The organism is Streptomyces sp. A2-16, assembly GCF_018128905.1.
Taxonomy (GTDB): Bacteria; Actinomycetota; Actinomycetes; order Streptomycetales; family Streptomycetaceae; genus Streptomyces.
The window spans coordinates 4,855,393-4,877,332 of record NZ_CP063808.1; the positions used below are offsets into that span (position 1 = coordinate 4,855,393).

At 69.1% G+C, this 21,940-nt stretch carries 17 protein-coding genes and 3 pseudogenes; 14 read left to right on the forward strand and 6 right to left on the reverse strand.

The window, feature by feature from the left end:
* Positions 1 to 84: 84 nt before the first annotated feature.
* From IOD14_RS21775 to IOD14_RS21795, 5 genes and pseudogenes are all read left to right on the forward strand, one after another.
* Positions 85 to 3,051, forward strand: a complete 2,967-nt coding sequence (locus IOD14_RS21775; protein ID WP_212671240.1) for a glycoside hydrolase family 2 TIM barrel-domain containing protein — start codon at positions 85 to 87, stop codon at positions 3,049 to 3,051.
* Positions 3,052 to 3,117: 66 nt separating this feature from the next.
* On the forward strand, positions 3,118 to 4,425 hold the full coding sequence (locus IOD14_RS21780) for an extracellular solute-binding protein (RefSeq protein ID WP_212671241.1): 1,308 nt from the start codon (positions 3,118 to 3,120) through the stop codon (positions 4,423 to 4,425).
* 100 nt (positions 4,426 to 4,525) lie between these two features.
* On the forward strand, positions 4,526 to 5,506 hold the full coding sequence (locus IOD14_RS21785) for a sugar ABC transporter permease (RefSeq protein WP_212671242.1): 981 nt from the start codon (positions 4,526 to 4,528) through the stop codon (positions 5,504 to 5,506).
* Positions 5,503 to 6,390, forward strand: coding sequence for a carbohydrate ABC transporter permease (locus IOD14_RS21790; RefSeq protein WP_212671243.1), 888 nt, complete (start codon positions 5,503 to 5,505; stop codon positions 6,388 to 6,390). The genes IOD14_RS21785 and IOD14_RS21790 overlap by 4 nt, the downstream gene beginning before the upstream one ends.
* An 86-nt stretch (positions 6,391 to 6,476) precedes the next feature.
* Positions 6,477 to 7,076: pseudogene (locus IOD14_RS21795) on the forward strand (alpha-L-arabinofuranosidase); the annotation flags it as partial.
* Positions 7,077 to 7,395: 319 nt separating this feature from the next.
* Here IOD14_RS21795 and IOD14_RS44905 read toward each other — a convergent pair.
* Positions 7,396 to 7,776, reverse strand: a complete 381-nt coding sequence (locus IOD14_RS44905) for a TetR/AcrR family transcriptional regulator C-terminal domain-containing protein (protein WP_349252434.1) — start codon at positions 7,774 to 7,776, stop codon at positions 7,396 to 7,398.
* A 154-nt stretch (positions 7,777 to 7,930) separates the two neighbouring features.
* Positions 7,931 to 8,065 (reverse strand): annotated as a pseudogene (locus IOD14_RS44910) (hypothetical protein); the annotation flags it as partial.
* 83 nt (positions 8,066 to 8,148) lie between these two features.
* On the opposite strand from IOD14_RS44910, the gene IOD14_RS21805 reads away from it, so the two are divergent.
* The 5 genes from IOD14_RS21805 to IOD14_RS21825 all read left to right on the forward strand — a co-directional run bounded on the left by IOD14_RS21805 (position 8,149) and on the right by IOD14_RS21825 (position 13,506).
* The gene (locus IOD14_RS21805; protein ID WP_212671244.1) at positions 8,149 to 8,982 is read left to right on the forward strand and encodes an alpha/beta hydrolase; all 834 of its coding nucleotides are present in this window, start codon (positions 8,149 to 8,151) and stop codon (positions 8,980 to 8,982) included.
* A 19-nt stretch (positions 8,983 to 9,001) separates the two neighbouring features.
* Positions 9,002 to 9,907 carry an alpha/beta hydrolase gene (locus tag IOD14_RS21810; RefSeq protein ID WP_212671245.1) on the forward strand — a complete coding sequence of 302 codons (906 nt, stop codon included), beginning with the start codon at positions 9,002 to 9,004 and terminating at the stop codon, positions 9,905 to 9,907.
* Complete coding sequence (locus tag IOD14_RS21815) at positions 9,904 to 11,502, forward strand: FAD-dependent oxidoreductase (protein ID WP_212671246.1); 1,599 nt, start codon at positions 9,904 to 9,906, stop codon at positions 11,500 to 11,502. Before IOD14_RS21810 ends, IOD14_RS21815 begins: the two co-directional genes overlap by 4 nt.
* Positions 11,499 to 12,824: an amidohydrolase family protein gene (locus IOD14_RS21820; protein WP_212671247.1), complete on the forward strand. Its 1,326-nt coding sequence runs from the start codon at positions 11,499 to 11,501 to the stop codon at positions 12,822 to 12,824. The genes IOD14_RS21815 and IOD14_RS21820 overlap by 4 nt, the downstream gene beginning before the upstream one ends.
* A gap of 127 nt (positions 12,825 to 12,951) precedes the next feature.
* The gene (locus IOD14_RS21825) at positions 12,952 to 13,506 is read left to right on the forward strand and encodes a TetR/AcrR family transcriptional regulator C-terminal domain-containing protein (protein ID WP_212671248.1); all 555 of its coding nucleotides are present in this window, start codon (positions 12,952 to 12,954) and stop codon (positions 13,504 to 13,506) included.
* A gap of 114 nt (positions 13,507 to 13,620) precedes the next feature.
* Here IOD14_RS21825 and IOD14_RS21830 read toward each other — a convergent pair whose 3' ends face one another.
* Entirely contained in the window at positions 13,621 to 14,796 is a 1,176-nt protein-coding gene (locus IOD14_RS21830; protein WP_280846401.1) for a DUF3500 domain-containing protein, read from the reverse strand.
* On the reverse strand, positions 14,789 to 15,889 hold the full coding sequence (locus tag IOD14_RS21835; RefSeq protein WP_123986524.1) for a zinc-binding dehydrogenase: 1,101 nt from the start codon (positions 15,887 to 15,889) through the stop codon (positions 14,789 to 14,791). The genes IOD14_RS21830 and IOD14_RS21835 overlap by 8 nt, the downstream gene beginning before the upstream one ends.
* Before the next feature lie 250 nt (positions 15,890 to 16,139).
* On the opposite strand from IOD14_RS21835, the gene IOD14_RS21840 reads away from it, so the two are divergent.
* From IOD14_RS21840 to IOD14_RS21850, 3 genes are all read left to right on the forward strand, one after another.
* On the forward strand, positions 16,140 to 16,925 hold the full coding sequence (locus IOD14_RS21840; protein WP_212671249.1) for an SDR family oxidoreductase: 786 nt from the start codon (positions 16,140 to 16,142) through the stop codon (positions 16,923 to 16,925).
* 32 nt (positions 16,926 to 16,957) lie between these two features.
* Entirely contained in the window at positions 16,958 to 17,893 is a 936-nt protein-coding gene (locus IOD14_RS21845) for a dihydrodipicolinate synthase family protein (RefSeq protein ID WP_212671250.1), read from the forward strand.
* A 92-nt stretch (positions 17,894 to 17,985) separates the two neighbouring features.
* Positions 17,986 to 18,891 carry a LysR family transcriptional regulator gene (locus tag IOD14_RS21850; protein ID WP_123986527.1) on the forward strand — a complete coding sequence of 302 codons (906 nt, stop codon included), beginning with the start codon at positions 17,986 to 17,988 and terminating at the stop codon, positions 18,889 to 18,891.
* On the opposite strand, the pseudogene IOD14_RS21855 reads toward IOD14_RS21850, so the two are convergent.
* A pseudogene (locus IOD14_RS21855) lies at positions 18,848 to 19,348 on the reverse strand (hypothetical protein); the annotation flags it as partial. The gene IOD14_RS21850 and the pseudogene IOD14_RS21855 overlap by 44 nt on opposite strands.
* Positions 19,349 to 19,610: 262 nt before the next feature.
* Entirely contained in the window at positions 19,611 to 20,495 is an 885-nt protein-coding gene (locus IOD14_RS21860) for an alpha/beta fold hydrolase (RefSeq protein ID WP_212671251.1), read from the reverse strand.
* Positions 20,496 to 20,657: 162 nt separating this feature from the next.
* Between IOD14_RS21860 and IOD14_RS21865 the strand changes: the two genes are divergently transcribed.
* On the forward strand, positions 20,658 to 21,545 hold the full coding sequence (locus tag IOD14_RS21865; RefSeq protein WP_123986530.1) for a LysR family transcriptional regulator: 888 nt from the start codon (positions 20,658 to 20,660) through the stop codon (positions 21,543 to 21,545).
* The last annotated feature ends 395 nt before the right edge of the window (positions 21,546 to 21,940 follow it).

The window sequence follows — 21,940 nt, forward strand, 5'->3', positions numbered from 1 at the left end:
CGGCACACCCCGTAGCCGCCGGCGCAGTCCTTCCCAGCCATCTCCCGCCACCACGGGGCATTTCGAGAGGAAGCACCTTTGCTGATGAACGGCCTCGACCCCAACGCCTACGTCGAAGACCGGTCGCCGGGCACCGGACGGCTGCGGCCGCGCGCCGCGTTCGCTTCCGACCTGCCCACGATCGCGCTCGACGGCGACTGGAGATTCCGACTGGCGTCGGGGCTGGACGACCTCACCGGGGACTTCGCCGCGCCGGACTTCGACGACACCGCCTGGGACCTGCTCGCCGTACCGTCCTGCTGGCAGATGACCGGCCTGCCCGGCGAGCCGCGCCACGGTGCCCCGGCCTACACCAACATCCTGTACCCGTTCCCGGTCGACCCGCCGCGGGTGCCCCGGCAGAACCCGACCGGCGAGTACCGCCGCGAGTTCGACGTCCCGGACGGGTTCCCTGCATCGCAAGCGGTGCTCCGCTTCGAGGGCGTCGACTCCGCGTTCGCGGTGTGGCTCAACGGAATCCGGCTCGGCGACGGCAAGGGCAGCCGCCTGACCACCGAGTTCGACGTCTCCGCCGGTCTGCGCCCCGGCCGGAACGTACTCACGGTCCGCGTGCACCAGTGGTCGTCCGGCAGCTACCTGGAAGACCAGGACATGTGGTGGCTGTCCGGGATCTTCCGGTCGGTGTCCGTGGCCGCGCGCGGTGTCGAGGACTTCTTCGTCCACACCGCCTACGACCACACGACGGGGCAGGGCACCCTGGCCGTCGACGTCACCGCCCCCACCGCAGTGTCCCTGTCGGTGCCCGAGCTCGGCATATCCGCCGCCGACCCGGCCGGCCCGCACCTGATCGACGGCATCGAGCCCTGGTCGGACGAGCGGCCGCGCCTGTACTCGGGGGAACTGGTCTCCGACGCCGGCGAGCGCATACCGCTGCGCATCGGCTTCCGCACCGTGGCCGTCGTGGACGGCGTCCTGACCGCCAACGGCAGGCCGATCTCGCTGCGAGGCGTCAACCGCCACGAATGGCATCCGCTGACGGGGCGGACCCTGACCGAGGACACCATGCTGACCGATGTGCTGCTCATGAAGCAGCACAACATCAACGCGGTGCGCACCAGCCACTACCCGCCCGACCACCGTTTCCTCGACCTGTGCGACGAGCACGGCCTGTGGGTGTTCTGCGAGGGCGACCTCGAGACGCACGGCTTCGAACCCGGCGGCTGGCGGCGCAACCCCAGCGACGACCCCGCGTGGCGCGAGGCCTACCTGGACCGGGCCGCGCGGCTGGTGGAACGCGACAAGAACCACCCCTCGGTCATCGTCTGGTCGCTGGGCAACGAGTCCGGCACCGGGGCCAACCTGGCCGCCGCGGCCGCGTGGATCCGGGAGCGCGACGACAGCCGCCTGATCCACTACGAGGGCGACTTCGCGAGCTGCGCGTACGTCGACCTGTACTCCCGCATGTACGTCGGTGTGGACGAGCTGTCCGCAGTGGGACGCGGCCAGGAGGCCCCGACGGCTGATCCGGCCGACGACGCACACCGCCGCGCCCTGCCGTTCGTGCTGTGCGAGTACGGACACGCCATGGGCACCGGACCGGGCGGGCTGTCCGAGTACCAGCAGGTCATCGAGGCACATCCGCGGCTGGCCGGTGGATTCATCTGGGAGTGGATCGACCACGGGATCGCCCGGCTCACCGGGCAGGAGGAGCCCCGCTCGTTCTACGCCTACGGCGGCGACTTCGGCGAGGAGGTCCACGACGGCAATTTCGTCGCCGACGGCCTGCTCTTCCCCGACCGCACGCCGTCGCCGGGCCTGGTCGAGTACAAGAAGGTCATCGAACCGGTCCGGATCCACGTCGACCCGGCGGCACGGCGGATCAGCGTGCACAACCTGCACCACGTCCGCGACACCGGCTACCTGGACTTCCAGTGGACCGTCGAGGACGGCGGCGAGCTGGCCGGCTCCGGCCGCCTGACCGTGCCCGCGACCGCACCGGGCGCCACGACAGCCGTCGAATGGCCCGCCGACCTCGCCGCAGCCTTCGATTCGGTGCGCAAGAACGGCTCCGGCGACGAGGTCTGGCTGACCGTCACCGCGGTGCTCGCCGCCGACGAGACCTGGGCCCGGGCCGGCCACGAGATCGCCTGGGCGCAGGGGCTGGTCGTGGCTCCCACCGCCTCGCCGGTCCCCTCCACGCCGGCGCCGACGACCGCCCACGACGGGGTCATCACCCTGGGCCCCGCGACGTTCGACGCCCGCAGCGGGGTGCTGATCCGGCTCGGCGACCTGGAGCTCGACGGACCCAGGCTGGACATCTGGCGTGCCCCGATCGACAACGACCTGCTCAACGCCTTCGGCGAGCCGCAGATCACCGCCTGGCTCGCCGCGGGACTGCACCGGATGCGTCACGACGTCCTGAGCGTCGAGCCCGACGCACAAGGGCTCACGGTCAGCGCCCGGCTCGCCGCCGTCGGGTCCTCCTCCGCGCTCGGCGTGGTCTACCGCTGGACGGCCTGCGACGGTCCGGACGCGGGTCAGGTCCGGCTCCGGCTGGAATGCGCCGTCACCCCTGACGGCGCGTGGTCAGTGCCGCTGCCCCGGCTGGGGATCGCGATGTCGCTGCCCGGGACCGACGCCGAGGTCGAGTGGTTCGGCCTCGGTCCCGGCGAGGCGTACCGCGACTCCCGTACCGCCGCTCGCGTTGGCCGCCACCGGTCGACTGTCTCGGCGATGCAGACCCCCCATGTCCGCCCGCAGGAGAACGGCAACCGCCACCAAGTCCGCCGCACCCGGTTCACCACCTCGGACGGCACCCTGCTCATCACGGGCGATCCGGTCATCGACCTGACCGTGCGTCCTTGGAGCACCGCGGCCCTGGCTGCCGCTTCCCACCAGCACGACCTGGTCGGCGACGGCCGACTCCATCTCCACCTCGACCACGCGCACCACGGCCTCGGCAGCGCGGCCTGCGGCCCGGGCCCGTCGGCATCGGACGTCCTGGCCGCGGTCCCGACGGTGTTCAGCGTGGAGTTCAGCACCGGTCGGTAGGCGGGCCTGGCCGCCCGCCCACCGACAGTCCAGCAAGTCAGTCCCCGTCACGAAGGGTTCCCTCACATGGACAGCACCACCATACGCACCCGCAGACTCCTGGCGCTCGCCACTGCGACGGTCATCGCGTTCGGCGCCGGCGCGTGCAGCAGCGACAAGAACGACTCAGCCGGGGCATCGGGCGGGGGCGGGCCGGTGAGCATGGAGTTCTGGGGCTGGGCCGGCTACGAGAAGATCGTCGACCAGTGGAACGCCTCCCACCCGAACACCAAGATCACCTTCAAGAAGATCCCGTCGGGCCCCAAGGGGGGCTACACCCAGATCAGCAACGCGCTCACCGCCGGCAAGGGCCCGTGCCTGGCCCAGATCGAGTACCAGAACCTCCCGTCGATGCTCGTGAAGAACTCGGTCATGGACATCACGCAGTACGCGAGCGGCGGCATGGACAAGTACGTCCCGTCGGCCGTCTCCTCCTCCAGCGTCGGCGGCAAGATCTACGGGGTTCCGGTGGACGTCGGCCCGATGGTCCTCTTCTACCGCAAGGACCTGTTCGCCAAGTACGGCATCAGCAAGCCGCCGGCCACCTGGGCCGAGTACAAGGCCGACGCCGAGAAGGTGACCGCCGCCGACTCCGGTGTGAAGCTCGGGCCCGAGCTCGGCGGCGGCGACGGTTTGGCGGCCTTCACCCTGCAGACCGGTCAGTCCTGGTACTCGACCAAGGGCGACAGCTGGACCGTCAGCATCGACAACCCCGGCACCCGCAAGGTCGCCTCCTACTGGCAGGACCTGAAGGACAAGGGTCTGGTGTCGAAGACCGGCAGCGCCTGGGACCCGCAGTTCAACAAGGCCTCCGAAGCCGGCACGGTGCTGACGTTCGTCGGCGCGGCCTGGGCCGCCGGCGGTCTGAAGTCGGACCTGCAGAACCTGTCCGGCAAGTGGAGGGTCGCCCCGATGCCGACCTGGGAGGCCGGCGACGGCAAGAGCGCCAGCAGCGGCGGCTCGGCCACCTCGGTGATGACCGGGTGCAAGACGCCCAAGGAAGCAGTGCAGTTCGCCGATTTTCTGTCCAGTGACCCGCAGGCCGTGAAGTTGGGCATCGAAGGCGGGCTGTACCCCGCTTCGAAGGCCGGACAGGACGACCCGTCGCTCACAGGGGGAGACCCGTACTTCGGCGGCCAGAAGGTCGGTGACGTGTACAAGGCCTCCGCCGCGCAGGTGCCCAGCACCTGGACCAACGGCCCGACCTTCCAGCAGGTCGAGACGGACTTCACCGGTGCCATCGGTCAGGGCACCCTGCCGGACGCGGTCACCAAGGTCCAGGCCTCTACGGTCGCCGCGATCAAGAAGCTCGGACTGTCGGTGACCAACGGCTGAGCCGGCGGAACTCCAGCCGCCCCCAAGGATTCCCGCGGCCGCCCGTGTCCGGCGCCGCGGGGACCTGTTCCCTGACGACGAACCGCCCAGCGAGGTTTCCATGAGCAGTCCCAGCAGCACCCGGACCGCGTCACCGCCGCGGCCGGTGCCCGCGGTCACCCGCCGCGTCTCCCCCGCCGGTCGGCCGCGGCGCACCGGCCGCCGCAGCGCGTTGACCGCGTCGGGTTTCCTGGCGCCGTTCGCGGTGCTCTTCCTGTCCATGATGGTCGCGCCGATCTGTTACGCGATCTACCAGAGCTTCTTCACCGTCCACCGCGCGGGGCTGTTCGGCGGTGCGCAGTCCACGGAGTTCGCAGGGCTGTCCAACTACGCCGACGCCTTCCGCGATCACGACTTCATGGCGTCGATCGTCCGGGTCGTACTGCTGGGCTGCGTCCAGGTCCCGGTCATGCTCGGCCTCGCTCTCCTGCTCGCGCTCCTGCTGGACTCCCGCTCGGCCCGGCTGCGGAAGACCTATCGGCTCACGTTCTTCCTGCCCTACGCGCTGCCGGGTGCGATCGCCGCGGTGATGTGGTCCTTCCTCCTGGTGAAAGACCTCTCGCCGTTCACCGGACCGCTGTCCCACCTCGGGATCCACACCGACTTCCTCTCGCCGTCGTGGGTTCCGGTCTCGATCGGGAACATGATCACGTGGGGCTGGACCGGCTACAACATGCTGATCATCTACTCCGCGCTGCAGACGATCCCCGCCGAGGTGACGGAGGCCGCCGCGCTCGACGGCTGCACCGGATGGCGCCTGGCGTGGGCGGTGAAGATCCCGCTGGTACGTCCCGCGCTGGTGCTGACCACGGTCTTCTCCATCATCGGGACAGCGCAGATGTACACCGAGCCGGCGGTGCTGGTCGGCGCGCGCATCCCGGGTGTCGACCCGAAGTTCACCCCGATCATGAACACGACCCTGGGCATGGACGTGGGCGGCCAGAACCTGGCCGCCGCCGAGTCCGTCGTGCTCGCGCTGATCACCCTCGTGCTCTCGTTCGGATTCCTCAAGTACAACCAGCGCAAGGGAGCGATGGCATGAGCGTGATCCGGGCCGACCGGCCGATCCGCCCGACCCGACCGGCCCGTCGCGGCACCGACATCGCGAGCAAGGCCGTCGTCAACGGCGTGCTGGGCCTGATGGCCCTGTACACGCTGATCCCTCTGTGGTGGCTGTTCGTCTCCTCGACCAAGGCCTCGGGCTACCTCTACACCGGTACGCCACTGTGGTTCTCCCACTTCGACCTGGTCACCAACGTCAAGAACGTGTTCACGTTCGAGGGCGGCATCTTCTCCACCTGGCTCGCCAACAGCGCGCTGTACAGCCTCGTCGGCGCCGCCGTCGGCACCCTGCTGTCCGCGATGGCCGGCTACGCGCTGTCCAAGTTCACCTTCCGCGGCCGCGAAAGCGCGTTCAACGTCATCCTCGCCTCGGTACTCATCCCGGCGCCGATGTTCGCCCTGCCGTTGTTCCTGCTCATGGCCAAGCTGGACATCACCAACTCCTACTGGTCGGTGCTGCTGCCCAGCTGTGTCAGCCCGTTCGGCGTCTACCTGTGCCGGATCTTCGCCGCGGCGTCCGTCCCGGACGAACTCCTCGAGGCTGCACGGCTCGACGGAGCAGGCGAACAGCGCACCTTCTTCCGGATCGCCCTGCCGCTGATGTCCCCGGCACTGGTGACCGTCTTCCTGTTCCAGTTCGTCGGCATCTGGAACAACTACCTGCTGCCCTCGCTCATGCTCAACACCCCCTCGCTGCAGCCCGTCACGGTGGGACTGGTGCAGTGGCGCTCGGAGTTCGCCAACGGAGTGCCGCCGCTGCTGCCGATCACCGGTGCGTTCCTGTCGCTGATCCCTCTGCTCGTCGCCTTCGTCAGTCTCCAGCGGTTCTGGCGCAAGGGCCTGACCGCAGGCTCCGTCAAGTAGCGCGTTCGCTGCCCCACGCTCATCCTGATCCGCAAAGGACCACGGCATCGCCCCGCGCCCACGTCACCCTCGACAAGCAGGCCGTCATCGCTCCTGTCCGGCGCCGCGCCTTCGGCTCGTTCGTCGAACACCTCGGCCGCTGCGTGTACACGGGGCTCTACGAGCCGGAACACCTGAGCGCGAACCCGGCGGCAACTTGGTCTCCGGCTTCCGCTGGGAGGACTCGGTCGGCCCTCGCGACAAGCGCGCCGTGCGCCGCGCCCTCGCCTGGCATTCGCTGGTGTACGCCAACCATCCTTCCGGTACGGCACTTTCTGACCTGCGTGTCGCCAACGGCACGCCGGAGCCGCGCAACATGCGTATGTGGTGCCTCGGCAACAAGATGGACGGACGCCGGCAGACCGGCTTCCTGACGGCCGTCGACTACAGCTGGCTCGGCGCCCGCACCGCCGGCGCGAAGAAAGTGGCCGCCGAGGACCTCGAACTCGTGGTCTGCGGCTCCTCCGGCTGCTGGATGCCGACCTTCGGTGACTGGGAGCGCACGGTGCTGGAGCACACCTACGACCACATCTCCTACCAGGAGCTCGACGGCGACCTCGACTCCTTCCGTCACGCTCGTCGACAAGGATGCGTACGTCGGCACCGGCCTCCACTCGACAGCCCGCCATTTCGGTGGTCTCCGGCGTCCATCGGCGCACCTGTGGTGCGTGTACCGCCGGTCGTGGACACGGCTGTCGGCATCCCGATCCAGCGGTCACCAGGATCGACGTGAGGACGGGCAGAGCCAAGCGAATAGCCCAGCCTGGCGCCCCCGGCGAAGCCAGGCACGTCTCAGTCCGCCTGCATCAAGATCACCGGACGCCCGTGGCTCATCGTCAGGCCGGGATGTGCCTGGTCGCCCAGTGCGCGAGGCACGCTCCGGCCGCACTCCCGAGATGGACAAGGTCGCGCTCGACGGACGCGGCCACTGGCACGACCTGACGCTCGACGCGGCTGTTGCTCTGGTCAGACGCCATCGCGGAAGTCCCCCAGACCCGTGAGGATGAGCTCCAGCCCGAAGGAGAAGACCTCTTCGACAGGCACCGGCAACGCCTCCGCGGTCGAGTGGACAGCGGGGAACCGTGCCGGATCCACGCCCCGCAGGGCAGCGACCGACTCCTCGTTGCGCGGCCCACCGGCGCCGTTCTCATGGTCGAGCTGTATCGCCAGGCCGAATACGCAGCGCGCCGGCGTCACATACGCGCGCGTGGCCGGTGAGACCTCGAACCCCGCCTTGAGCAGGACCGCGACACAGCACTCCCGCAGCGCCATCGCGTCGGGGCCGAGGGGGATCTGCTCGGTCAGCAGCCGGGCGGCATTCCCGTGCCGGCCCGAGGCGCGGAACATGGCGTGTGCGGTCGCCCTCAGAGACTGACTGCCGCCGGCTCGCCGGGGCCAGTTCCAGATCTTCCAGCTCGGCAAGGCCGAACATGTGGTCCACGACCTGCGCCACGAGCTCTGCCCTGTTGCCGAAATGCCGGTACAGCGTCGCCGTACTCGAATCCAGGTGCTCGGCCAGGGCCCTCATCGACAGCGCCTCCGTGCCCTCCTCGTCGACGATCTGCAGCGCCATGGCGACGATCCGGTCCGGTGGGACCGGCGGACGACCGGCAGCGCGGCGCACCAACTGATCCATCTCCTCACTCAGGACCACCGTGGCCGTAACACGCGGGGGCTTCCTCTTGACACAACCATCTTATCGGTAACAGTGTAGCCATTATGAGTACCTGGTCTGAGCCCCAGCCCGATTCCCGGTTCGTCGAGGTGGACGGTCTGCGGATCCACTACAAGCGTGCTGGGAACGGCCCGGCACTCGTGCTGCTGCACGGCAGTGCCTCATCCCTGCAGCACTTCGACCGCGTGGCGGATCTGCTGTGGGATTCGTTCGATGTCATCCGTCCCGACCTGCCGGCGTTCGGACTGACGGGCCCTCGCAAGGACCGCGATTACCGCGTTCCGGCCTACGCCGCGTCGGTGGCGGGCTTCATGGAGGCGCTGGGCGTGCCGCGCTACGCGTTGGCCGGCAATTCCCTGGGCGGCAACATCGCCTGGAACGTCGCGCTGGATCATCCGAAGCGGCTGACCGGCCTGGTACTGGTCAATGCCACCGGCTACCCGGAGAAGACGGTGCCCGCGGGGATGCGCCTGACCCGCAACCCACTGGTGCGGCCCCTGCTGAGGCGGGTGATGCCGCGCGGAGCACTCGAACGCAACCTGCGCGAGGCCGTCGGGCCACATTCGCAGATCGTGGACGACGCCATGGTGGACCGCGCTTATCAGCTCATGAGCCGCCCCGGTAACCGCTCGGCCTTCGTCGACTTCTGCAACACCGACCAGCCGGACCGCAGCGCGCAGATCCCCCGCATCACGGTGCCCACGCTGGTGCTGCGCAGCGCGAGCATCGACGGCCAGCACTTCGCCCACGACATCCCCGGCGCCCAGGAGCACATCCACCCCCACGGCGGACATCTGCTGCCGGAGGAGGAACCGCAGTGGGTCGCGGACGCGATCGCCAAGTTCCTCGGCTCCTGCGCCGACACCCCCGCGAACTGAGGGCAAGGAGGCCCGTTCCATGAAGTACTTCGTCGCCTCGGGCGAGGACCGCAAGCTCACCGCCGACTCGCGCAAGGCGCTGCGCGGCAGTTTCATCGAGCTGTCAGACGGCGTCACCCACTACGAGTTGACGGGGCCCGAGGACGGGGATGTGGTCCTGATGGCGGGCGGTCTGACCATCCCGCTGTTCTACTGGGACGGCCTCGTCAGCGAGCTGCACGCCCGCGGGCTGCGCACTCTGACCTGCAGCGCCTACGGCCGCGGCTACTCCGACCGGGTACAGGCGCGATACGACGAGACGCTGTTCACGCGGCAGTTGGCCGAGCTGACGGACCGGCTCGGCCTGACGGCGCGGCCCCTGCACCTGGTCGGCACCTCCATGGGCGCGCTGGTCAGCATGACGTACGCCGCCCAGTACCGCTCGTCGGTGTCCACTCTCACCATCGTCGGCCCCGCCGGTCTCGCGAAACCGCAGTTGGCCTCCCCCGACCGGCTGCTGCGCAGTGATCTGCTGGCCGGAGTGGTCGCCCGCCGACGCGGCCTTCAGCTGCTCCAGGGGCACCTCGGGCACAACGTCCGCGACCCAGAACTCGGCGCGGAACTGACCGAGATGGTCCTCGGCACCCTCCGCTTCGAGGGCTCGTTGTATGCGGTCTTCGACACCCTGCAGCACCTGCCTGTCACCGGCCGTGACGACCTCTTCCGGCGGACGGGAGCCCTGGGCATTCCGACGCTGCTGCTGTGGGGCGACGAGGACGACGTCACGCCGCTGGCGCAGTTCGACACAGCACGCACTCTGCTGAAGCCTCAGAAACATCATGTAATTAGCAAATGCGGGCACATGGCCCCATTCGAACGGCCTCGCGACGTCGCCGATCAGCTCGTCCCGTTCGTGTCCGCACGCACCGAAAGGCTCGACTCATGAACAGCCCGCAGGCCATCGACGTACTGATCATCGGTGCCGGCCCCTCGGGCTCCGCCCTGGCGATCGACCTCGTACGCCGCGGACTCGATGTCCGGATCGTCGACAGGTCCCCCCACGCTTTCGACGGCTCGCGCGCCAAGGGCATCCAGCCCCGCAGCCTCGAAGTCCTCGAAGACCTCGGCGCTCTCGACGACGTGCTGGCCGGCGGCGACGTCTATCCCAAGCTCGGGATCCATGCAGGACCCATCGGTGTGCCGTGGAAGATGTTCCCCCACAAAGAGGCGACCCCGGACGTCCCGTACCCGAACACCTGGCTGATCCCGCAGTTCCGCACGGACCGCGCCCTGCACGCCCGGCTCGGTGAGCTCGGCCGCGAGGTCGAGTTCGGCAAGGAACTGACCGAGCTGACGCAGGACGAGGACACGGTGGCCGCCAAGGTGGTGGGCGCGGACGGGGTCGAGGAGATCGTCGCCCGCTATGCCGTGGGGGCCGACGGCGGCTCCAGCGTGGTGCGCAAGCAGCTCGACATCGGTTTCGTCGGGACGACGGACGAGGCCGAGCGCGTGCTGATCGTGGATGCCTCCGTCAGCGGCCTGGCCCGCAACCGGTGGCACATGTGGCCCGGACTCGGCGGCAAGCTCATCGGCGCCTGCCCGCTCCCCCACAGCGACATGTTCCAGTGGATGATCCGGCTCACGCCCGACGAGAAGCCGCCCCAGGAGATCGGCTCCATCATCGACCGGATCCACTCCCACACCCGCAACCGGCACATCCAGCTGCACGAGATCCACTGGACCTCCGTGTTCCGGCCCAACATCCGTCTTGCGGAGCACTACGGCCGCGGACGTGTCTTCCTCGTCGGCGACGCGGCGCACGTCCACACCCCGGCCGGTGCCCAGGGCCTGAACACCGGTATGCAGGACGGCTACAACCTCGGCTGGAAGCTCGGCCAGGTCCTCGCCGGAGCCGACCCGGCCCTGCTGGACACCTACCAGGCCGAGCGGCAGCCGATCGCCGCCGGGGTTTTGGGACTGTCCACGGAGAAGTGGGGCGGCCTCGCCAGGCTCGACCCCTCCAGCATGAAGCGCGGCAAGGACGAGCAGCAGCTCGCCCTCACCTACTACGGGGGCCCGCTCGCCCCCGCCGACGGCGACAGGAGCGACACCGGCACGCTGCACGTGGGCGACCGCGCCCCGGACGCCCGACTGCTGGGCGCCGACGGCGCCGAGACCCGCCTGTTCACCCTCTTCCAGGGACCGCACTTCACCGCCATCGCCTACGGCCCCGACGCCGCCCGGGACCTCGAACTCCTCGACTGGCCGACGACGGGCGCCCGGCTGAAGCGGATCACCGTCGGATCGGCCGCGGGCGACGGCCGCGCCTTCTCCGACCCCAAGAACATGCTGCGGAGTGCCTACGGCCTGACCGGCGACACGCTGCTGCTGATCCGTCCCGACGGCTACATCGCACACATCGCCACTCGGGATTTCCTCACCACCACACAAGCCGCCGTGCGGGCAATGACGCCGCAGGCAAGGAGCCGCACCATGTCCCAGCAGAGCCACACCTCCCCCGGTTCGGGGGCCACTGAATGAGCCGCATACTGCTGCGCGGAGCGCACGTCATCACGATGACGCCGGACCGGCCGGACGCCGAGCGTGTCGACATCCTCGTCGACGGCAAGACCATCGCAGCCGTTGGCGAGAACATCGAGGCGCCCGACGCCGAGGTCGTCGACTTCTCCGGCCGCATCGTCATCCCCGGCCTGGTCAATGCCCATCTGCACACCTGGCAGACCGCGCTGCGCTCCGTGGGCGCCGACTGGACGCTGATGGAGTACCTCACCCACCTGCACGGCGAGTGCGTCGGGCACTACACCCCGGCCGACATGCACATCAGCAATCTCGCCGGCGCCCTGAACCAGCTCAACTGCGGTACGACCACACTCGGCGACTGGTGTCACAACGCCCTGTCCCCCGAGCACGCCGACGCGGCCGTCGAGGGACTGGTCCAGGCCGGGATCCGCGCCGTATTCCTGCACGGCACGCCCTACCGCTCGCCGGAGATCCCCCACCCGCTCGCCGAGATCGACCGGCTGCTCGACGGCCCCGTCCGCGACCACGGCCTCCTCACCCTGGGCATGGCACTCCAGGGGCCACAGTACTCCTCCGCCGAGACCTCGGTGGCCGACTTCCGAGCCGGCGCGGAACGCGGCCTCGTCGTCTCGATGCACCAGAGCGGCGGCGAACCCTCACCCGGCTGGGAAGCCGTGCGCAACGCCAGGCTGTTCAGCCCCCTGACCAACGTCGTGCACGGAGCCGACCTGCCCGAGGACTGGGTGAAGACGCTGGTCGAGGCGGGCGTCACCTTCACCACCACCCCGGAGAACGAACTGGGCCAGGGTCACGGCACACCCATCACCGGATCCCTGCTGAGCCTGGGCGCGGCACCCTCCCTGGGCACCGACATCGACACCGCCGTACCCGGCAAGCTCCTCACCGCCGCCCGGATCGCTCTGGCCCACCAGCGCGGCCTGGACCACACCCACCACCGGCAGACGACCGGCATCTACGCCAACACACCGTCTGTCACCAGCAAACAGGCGCTTGCCTGGGCCACGGTCGAAGGGGCGAAGGCACTGGGCCTTGCAGACAAGGTGGGCCGGATCGAGGTGGGCATGCAGGCCGACCTCGTCGCCGTCGACGCCCGGGCGCTCAACCTCTGGCCGGCGCACGACCCCATCGCCACGGTCCTGCACGCCGACATCGCCAACATCGAAGCCGTGATGGTCGCCGGCACCTGGCGCAAACGCGATCACGCCCTGCTCGCATCCGGCCTCGACGAGGTCAAGGACCGGCTGCGCGAGTCCGGAGAGCGGCTGCTGCGCAGCATCGGGCCCGCGAGCTCTCCCGGCTGACCTACCGCAACGGCCCCCACGCATGAACCGCGCGCCGACGCGCACGACACCCCGTCCTCGTCGGCGCGATGGCCACGCGCCCTCAGAGCCGCACACCGCGGCCTCGTTCCCCCAGCAAGAAGGTCCCGTGAGCAGCCCCATGCCGCCTACTGCGGGGATGCCCCGCGACGCCCTGCACCAGGAGCAGATCATCCAGGCGGCCATCGCCCTTCTGGACGAGGGCGGCATCGAGAGTCTGAGCATGCGAAAACTCGGCAGCCGTCTCGGCATCACCGCGGCGGCACTCTACTGGCACGTCAGGAGCAGACAGGATCTGCTCCTGCTGGCCGCTGACACCGTCTGGGGGCAGACACCTCTCCCCGCTCTCCACGGCGTCGAATGGCGTCCGGTCCTCCTGGCCATGGCCGACAACCTGCGTTCGATGCTTCTCAGGCACCCCTGGCTGCTGGCCGCCATGACCATCCAGCCCCTCGACGGCCCGGCCAGGGACCGTCATGACGAGCACCTGCTCGCGGTCTGCGAGGCATCCGGCCTCACCAGGCGGGATGCCGAACAAGCCGCCCAGAGCGTCGTCACATTCGCGATCGGCGCCGCCCTCGCAGCCACCCCTCGCCCGTATGTGTCCTTCGGACTGCAGTCACTTCTCGACGGCGTCGAAGCCAGGCTTGCCGCCCGTACCTGACCCGACACAGCAGAAGACTCGTCGTCGACGATCAGCAGGGTGGTCATGGTGCTGGTTCTTTCGGGGGGGGGTGGACCGGCGGTACGGGTGAGTACGGCGCTCCCCGAGTACGCCCTACTCGTGTGCGATGTGTGCGCGGTGTTCGGCGAGTACGTCCAGTCCGAAGTCGGAGGTCAGGTCACGCCACACCGAGTGGGCGTGGTTGGCGTACCGCTGTGTGTTGTCGTACTCGATGAGGACGCGAGGGTCCTGCACCCGGTAGTAGTGCGGTTCCCCGGCGTCCGTGCTGCCCGCCCAGCCGAAATGCACCGCGTCGAGGACGGTGTCAGAGGCGTAGTGGGCGTCGTAGGCGTCTGCGAGGAACTCGGGTGCCCGTCCGGTGTAGAGAGTGACGAGTCGGCGCAACAGGTCCCGCTGCTCCTTGTTCAGGTCGCGACCGCTGATGCCTTTGGGAGGAATCGTGATGGCCACGCGTGCGTGATCGTTCTCTGTGTATCCGCTGCCCGCTTCCGCCCGGCGGTCGATGTCGTCGACGAGCCGGTCCAGCTCAGGGTCGGCGAACCGGCCGCGCCACAGGTCCTGCATGTGCATCATCGTGTCGCCGTGTTCGACGCGCGGGCGGTTGCCGGAGACGATGTCCGAGACCGCGGACGGGTGGAGCAGGGCGCTGAGGAGTTGGCCCGTGTCCAGACTTTGGACCAGTTGACGGGCCGTCTCCTCAGGGCCTTGCAAGGGCCGCAGGGTGCCTCCGATCAGCTCGGTCGTGGCCGGGTCGGCACCGATGAAGCAGGGGGTCGTGGAGACGAGCCGTCCGGCGACGACGAGGTTGTTCAGGGAGATGTGATGGCCGCCGAACCGCCATGCCCAGACACGGTCGCCGGGGCGGCCGAAGATCCTCAGCCAGTACAGGCCGGGGTCCCGTCCGCGCTGCCGGCCCCAGTGGACCCGCCACCCTTCCAGCTGGTCCAGGACGTTCTCCAGTCCCATCACGGTGGTGACCGTGGCGTAGCCCGGGACGGACAGTCCGGTGGCCACCAGCCGCATGGCCAGGCTCTGTTGGCGGGCGTTCTGGTCCCGGACGGCGAGCCCGCCGTGTTCGGTGGGGGTGTAGAACCAGCGCAGCCGCTCCGCCTCCGCATCCGGGTGGAGCGGGGAGTCGTAGGCGGCGAGCGGGAGTTGGTCCTCGCTCAGGCTGTTCAGCCAGGCGGTGGCAGCATCGGCCATGGCGGCCGCCGCCTTCTCCCGTCCGGCTGCCAGGGCGTCGGGCGCGGTCCCCTCTCGGTCAGTCACCGGTGGACTCCGGGTCCTCGGAGATGTCCAGCATGACCTTGATGGCGTTGCCCCGGCGCTCGGCGTAGGTGTCGAACGCCTCGGCGACGTCGGGCAGTCCGAAATGGTGGGTGACCAGTTCCGCGGTTCGCAGCCGGCCCCGGGCGGCCAGGCCCACGGCGCGGGCCACCGAACCGGTGCCCTCGCCGCGGACCGTCCGGATCGAGATGCCGTTCATCACGGCGTGGTTGAGGTCGGCCTGTACGGGCTCTTCGAAGAAGCCGACGAGGACGACCTTCCCGGACCGCTTGGCCATGCGCAGCGCGTCGTCCACCGCACTCGGCGCGCCGGAGCACTCCAGGACGATGTCGGCGCCGATCCCGTCGGTCGCCTCCCGAACCGCCGCTACGGCGTCCTCCTCCCGGGAGTTGACGACCAGGTCCGCGCCGAAGGACTTGCCGAGGGCGAGCCTTGCTTCCCGCGTGCCGGCCAGGGTTACGGTCCTGGCCCCGAGTTCACGTGCGACCTGTACCGCGAGCAGACCTATCGGTCCGGGGCCGATCACAGCGACCGTGGACCCGACGAGCAGGGTGTCGAGCACGTCGAAGGCGTGCATCACGGTACCCACGGTGGTGAGGACGACCGCGGCGTCGAAGTCCACGGTGTCCGGCAACCGGTGGAGAGTCGCCACGTGGTTGAGCGCGTACTCCGCGAAGCCCCCGTTGACGGTCATCCCCTGAACGCGGTGCCCGGTGTGCCGCAGGCCGTAGTTGAGGCAGTCCGTGTAGGCCCCGGCCAGGCAGTTGGCGCAGCGCATGCAGCCGCGGTGGGCTTCCGTCACCACCCGGTCGCCGACCCGGAGCTCGTCCACGGCACTGCCCACCGCGGCGACGACGCCGGCGTACTCGTGGCCGGGTACGAACTCGCCCGCGGCCGGGCCGCCGTCCTTGAAGAAGTGCCGACTGCGGATCTTCAAGTCCGTTCCGCACAGGGACGCCCTGCGGACGTGTACCAGAACGTCTTCCGGTCCCACCTGCGGCACGGGCAGCGTCGTGACGGCGAGGGCGCCGGGGTCGGCAAGGACCGCGGCCTGCATGGTCTCCGGCAAGGACATAGGGGCCTCCAGTTACGGCCATGAACATGCGTCGGGAATCGACGGGCCGAAACGGCCCTATTTCCCACCTCATCTTGCACGCCGGCAGCGCCTATTCCCTATGCGCGGCGCATAGGCATCCCTTATGCATGTCGCGAGGAATTCCTATTGGAGACCCACCACAACCTCGTGAAAGTGTCATGTGGAAACGACGGACGTAGCCGTCGGCCGTACGGCCGGGGAACGGGGCCACCGCCCAAGGAGCGAAGCTGTGGATCTGGGAATTTCGGGCAAGACCGCGCTCGTACTGGGCGGAGGTGGGGGTCTCGGCGGCGCGATCGCCAAGGCTCTCGCCGCGGAAGGCGCCGCTGTCGCCGTCGCGGACATCAGCCCACAGGCCGCCGAGCGCACCGCCGAGGCGGTGACCGACGCGGGCGGGAAAGCCGTACCCCTGGAATGGGACCTCGCCGACCTGGGCGCGATCGACCAGCACATCGCGACGGTCGAAGGGGCGCTCGGTCCCGTGGACATCCTGGTCAACAACACGGGAGGGCCGCCGCCCTCGCCGGTCGCGGGGCAGGACCCTGAACTCTGGCTGAAGCACTTCCAGTCCATGGTGCTGTCCGTCATCGCGATCACGGACAGGGTCGCGCCGCTGATGCGCAGCCGCGGCTGGGGCAGGATCATCACCAGCGCCAGCTCGGGGGTGATCGCCCCCATCCCCGACCTTGGGCTGTCGAACGCCTTGCGGGGCAGCCTGCTCGGCTGGTCCAAGACGCTGGCCCGGGAAGTCGCGGCCGAGGGTGTCACCTGCAACGTGGTCGTTCCGGGACGGATCGGCACCGAGCGGATCAAGTTCCTCGACCAGGCCAAGGCCGATCGGGAGGGCAAGTCCGTCGCGGAGACGTCCGCCGAGAGCGTCGCGTCGATCCCTGCGGGCCGCTACGGCGAACCGCGGGAATACGCCGCCACCGTCGCCTTCCTCGCAAGCGCCCAGGCCTCTTACATCACAGGCTCGGTCGTTCGCGTCGACGGCGGACTCATCGCCAGCCTCTGAAAAAGACATCGGACTTCTGAGGAGGCAGAACAATGGCACCCCTGGACCGCAACACCAAAGGTGTTTTCGCCATCGCACCAACACCCTTCGACAAGGAAGGCGCAATCGATTTCGACTCACTCAGCCGACTCGTCGACTTCTACACAGACGCCGGCGTCACCGGACTGACCCTCCTGGGCCAGATGGGCGAAGCACCCAAGCTGTCCCACGAGGAGGGCGTGCGCATCGTCCAGCACGTCATCAAGCGCACCGATCTGCCGATCATCGTGGGCGTCTCCGCACCCGGCTACGCCGCCATGCGGGCTCTCGCGGTCGACGTCATGTCAGCCGGCGCCCACGGCGTCATGATCGCCCCGCCGAACACGCTGCGTACCGACGACCAGATCGTGAGCTACTACGAGGGAGCGGCGGGCGCCATCGGCGCGGACGTGCCGTTCGTGATCCAGGACTATCCGCTGTCGTTCTCCGTCGTCATGTCCCCTGCCGTCATCGCCCGCATCGCGAACGCCGCGCCCGGGTGCGTGATGCTCAAGCACGAGGACTGGCCGGGCTTGGAGAAGATCAGCGCACTCCGGCAACTCGAAGCCGACGGAGCGATGCCCCGCCTGTCGATCCTGTGCGGAAACGGCGGCCTCTTCCTGGACTTCGAGACCGAACGCGGAGCCGACGGAGCGATGACGGGCTACTGCGTGCCCGAACTCCTCGTCGACGTCGTACGCCACACCGCCGCCGGCGATCGTGATGCCGCCCATGACATCTTCGATGCCCACCTGCCCCTGCTGCGCTACGAACAGCAGCCGGGCATCGGCCTGGCCGTGCGCAAGTACGTCATGAAGCGCCGCGGAATACTGGCCTCCGACACCCAGCGCAAGCCCGGGGCTGCGCTGTCGGCGCGCGCCCGCACCGAGGTCGACTACTTGCTGTCCCGGCTCACCCGCAAGGACAGCAGGGTCGCACTCATGGCATGACGCACAGACAACGCCCCGCCGACTGATCCTGAAAGACGCCTGATTTGTGGTCACAGCACGATGGGCAACGCTCGGCCGAGTAACTTGATCACATGCAGCTACGTCAGCTGGAGTACTTCCTCGCGGTCTGGGAGGCGGGCTCCTTCAGCGGAGCGGCTGCGCGGCTCTATGTCACGCAGCCTTCGCTCTCCCAGCAGATCGGGGCCCTGGAGAAGGAGCTGGGCGCGGTCCTGCTGGAGCGCGGCCGGCAAGGGGTGACGCTGACTCCCGCGGGCCGTGTCTTCCTGCCCCGCGCGCAGGATGTCGTCCGTGCGGTTCAGGACGCCCAGGACTCGGTGCGCGAGGTGGTGGAGGGCCGTCAGGGCGATGTCCACGTCCTGACCGTACGGTCCGTCGCCTCGGGGATCCTGCCGCCGTCCGCGGCGCGCTGGCACTCGACGTACCCCTCCACTGTGCTGAGACTGCACGACTACTCCCACCGCCGGGACCTCGAAGAGGCCATGCGCAGTGGCCAGGGCGACATCGCGGTCGGTCCACGGCCCGACCCGTGGGAGGGGCCCGTCATCTCTCTGGGATACGAGGAGATGGTGGTGACCGGCTCGGCCGAACACCCGGCGGGGACAGCGGCCGATCCGGCCGAACTGGCCGCTGCCGACTGGGTGCTCTACGAGCAGGAACAGGGCATGAGCGAAGTGGTGGACCGCCTGGCAGGGCACCTCGGGTTCACGCCGCGCGCCGTCGCACGCACGGGCCAGGTCTCCGCAGCGCTCCTGTTCGCGGTCGAGGGGATCGGCGTGACGGTGACACCGGAGAACGCGGTGCCGCTGCGCTGGTCGAGGCACGCCCGGCGGATCGGGCCCGGCTGTTTCCGGGAGCTGGTGGTGTTCAGCAGAAAGCTCCCCTCCCAACTGGCCGAGCGGTACCGGGACATGCTCACCTCTTTGGAGCTGCCGCTCACTGCTGAACGGGATCTGCCCGAAGGGGCACTCCGCTTCTAGCGGCATGATGCCCAACTGCGCTCGCCGACGAACTGCGGCACACCCCTCGGGGGCAGCCGGTGAAGTCAGCGACCAGGGCAGCGAATTCGTCCGGGGTGGCCAGGCGGATGCCCTGTGCTTCCGCTTTGGCCCGCTTGAATCCGACGCGTTCGATCAGATCGTTCAGCTGGCTGCGGCTGAGCTTCTCCAGAACACCGGTCTTCGCGCCGGTGACGACGACCGTCATCCCCGGCGGCAGCCCGCCTGCCGCGCCTTCGGCCTCCGCGTCGCAGGCGGCAGAGGTGCCGCTGTCCGTGGGCATCGGCGGGACGGCACCGGGCTCGGTCATGTTCACCCCGGCCGCGACGAGTTTGTCGATGAGCGGGGCGAGGCCGGCGTGTTCGGCGACGCGGGCGGGCGCCTTTTCGGTGCCGATGCCCTCGACCTGCCGCATCGCGTCCATGTCGGCGGCGCGGACACGGCCCCCATGGTGGCGAGGCGGGGGGACATCTACGTTCTGCCCACGCCGTCGGGCCTGGCGGTCGATGCGGAGGAGCGGACTCGCGTCTACGACGGGGAATGGCAGCACGGGGGCTTGAGGTGTTCTACACCCCCAACGAACACGGCGGGCTCGCCGTCCGAGACCAGAACGCCCGCCAACAGAGCCTGGCCATCCGGCTGTTGGCCACCGGACCAACGCAGCCGCTCGGCCTCCGCATGTGGGTGGAGTGCGAAGGTCATCACACGAGGGTCTTCGCCAGCCAGGACGTGGTGCGCGAGACGATCTCCTCGAAATGGTCGACCAGGATGCCGTAGTGCTGCCCGGGATACTCGACGAGTTCCTTGGGGGCCGTGATCCGCTTGAACATCTCGCGTGCGTCCTCGACCGGGGCAACGGTGTCGCCATCGGCGAGCACCATCAAAACCGGCGCCGTGATGCGCTCCGCGTACGCGGTGACCTCCATCTCGAACACATGGTCCAGCGACGACAGCGTCAGTTCGTTGCGCCAGCTGCGCACGCCGTCGAATCGCTTGATGAACTCGAGGCCTTCCGGGTCCGTGAACATCACGGGAGGGCCGTCCGGCGTACGGTGTCCGCTGGTCTGCAGGACGACCGGGGGCTCGCCGCGACTCTGACCGAGGCGATCAGCGACGATGGCGGCATCCAGGGCGGCGAGCTCGGCCGGCGGGAACAGCTTGCGGGCCGACCATCCGCTGACCGGCGGTACGACGGAGACGACAGCGGCTGGGCGGGTGTCGGTCGCGGCGGCGAACATGCCGACCATGCCGCCCAGGCTGAACCCCCAGACAGCGATCCTCGCCGGATCGACGTCGTCACGCAGGCTGAGATGCGTGATGACATGCCGCATGTCGCGGGCGAACTGCCACGGGTCGATCTGCTGGCGGGGTTCGCCGTCGCTGTGGCCGAGTCCGCGGTGGTCGTAGAAGGCGACGCCGAGACCCGCGTCCGTGAACAGATGCGCGTACGGGAAGCCGATCTCCGCGACGCTCCCGATGCCTTCGTGGGCGATCACGACGGGCACCGGCCCTGTCGCGTCCTCGGGAAGGTAGAGCCTGCCGCGAAGGGTGATCTCCCCCACCGGGATGTCCAAGGAATGGTGCATGCGCGTGTCCTCTCTGACTCGCTCACGATGCTCGATCCGTCTCGGCCGGGCGTCCTCACCAGGGCCGTCCAGCCGCTGTTCCAGTCTCATCGCGACCACGACATCTGTACAGTGGAACTTTATTATGGGTTTCATTCACGACATGGATGAAAATGGAACGCGATGGGTCTCGATCTGAATCTGCTCGTGCCGCTGAACGCGCTGCTCCAGGAGCGGAGCGTGACGGCCGCGGCGCACCGTATCGGCCTCTCCCAACCGGCCTGCAGCGCGGCGCTCAAGCGACTGCGAAGGCACTTCGGCGATGAACTGCTGGTCCGAGTCCCCGGCCAGGGAACCCAGCTCACGCTGCTGGCCGAGCGCCTGCGCGATCGGGTCTCACTGCTGGCCGCGGAAGTCGACGGCGTCTTCGCGGCCAACGCCGGCCTCCAACCGGGGTCGCTCGACCGTGAGTTCTCCCTGCTCCTCTCCGACGCCGAATGCAGCGCGCTCGCCACGCCACTGGTGCGCGAAGTCACGGCGCACGACTCCGGTGCACGTATCCGCCTGGATCTGCTCACGAACGACATGCGGGCGGGGATCGTCGAGGAGATCGACAGGCATGATGCCGTGATCGTGCCCCGGGTCGCGCTCCCGGACGGGACGCCGTCACTCGACCTCTACGAGGACCAGTGGGTGCGCATCGTCAGCGCGACGCGGCAGTCCGAGGACGACGATCTCGAGCAGGCACGGTGGGCCGTCTGCTACGACGCGCCGTTGATGCCATGGTCACCGGGCCAGCTGCTGGAGAGGGAGGGCATCGCCGCGTCGATCGCCGTGCGGGTGGAGAGCTTCGTGGAACTGTTCCCGCTGGTGGCGGGTGCGGATCTCACCGCACTCGTGCCCCAACGGCTGGCAGACGCGTGGTGCGGGTCGACGGGTACGCGCCCCGCCCGGGTCCCCGCATCTCTTGCCCGGCCCTTCGTCATCGCGATGGCGTGGTCTCCGCGGTGGGTGTACGACCCGGCCCATCGATGGTTCCGGGACCGGGTGGCCGCCGCCGCGCGGTGTTGACGACGCGAGCCGGTTTCCCTCGGCCGATGTGATCGACCGTACTGGAGCAAGCACCCCTCCGAAGACCGAAGGCCGCGACTGAAGGGACGCGGCCATGCACGCAGGGAAGCAGGTCGCCGCCACAACAGTGTGGACTGGGTGCGACGCCGTATCACGGTGATCGTCTGTGCGGGCGAGGCCCTGATCGGCTACCCCCGCTCTGCGGCGTGGGCTTCAATGCAGAAGGTCGCAGCAGTGTCTGCCGCGGACACTGCCATACGCGCGGTTGCAACATCCAGCGTGGGACGTTGACTTGCCGGTAGTTCGTCAACCCGGGCGGTAGGTCGGGTTGACGCCCGAGCGGGGCGTTCGTACAGCGGTGGAGTGCCGGGTTTCGGGGGTGAGGTGACCGAGCG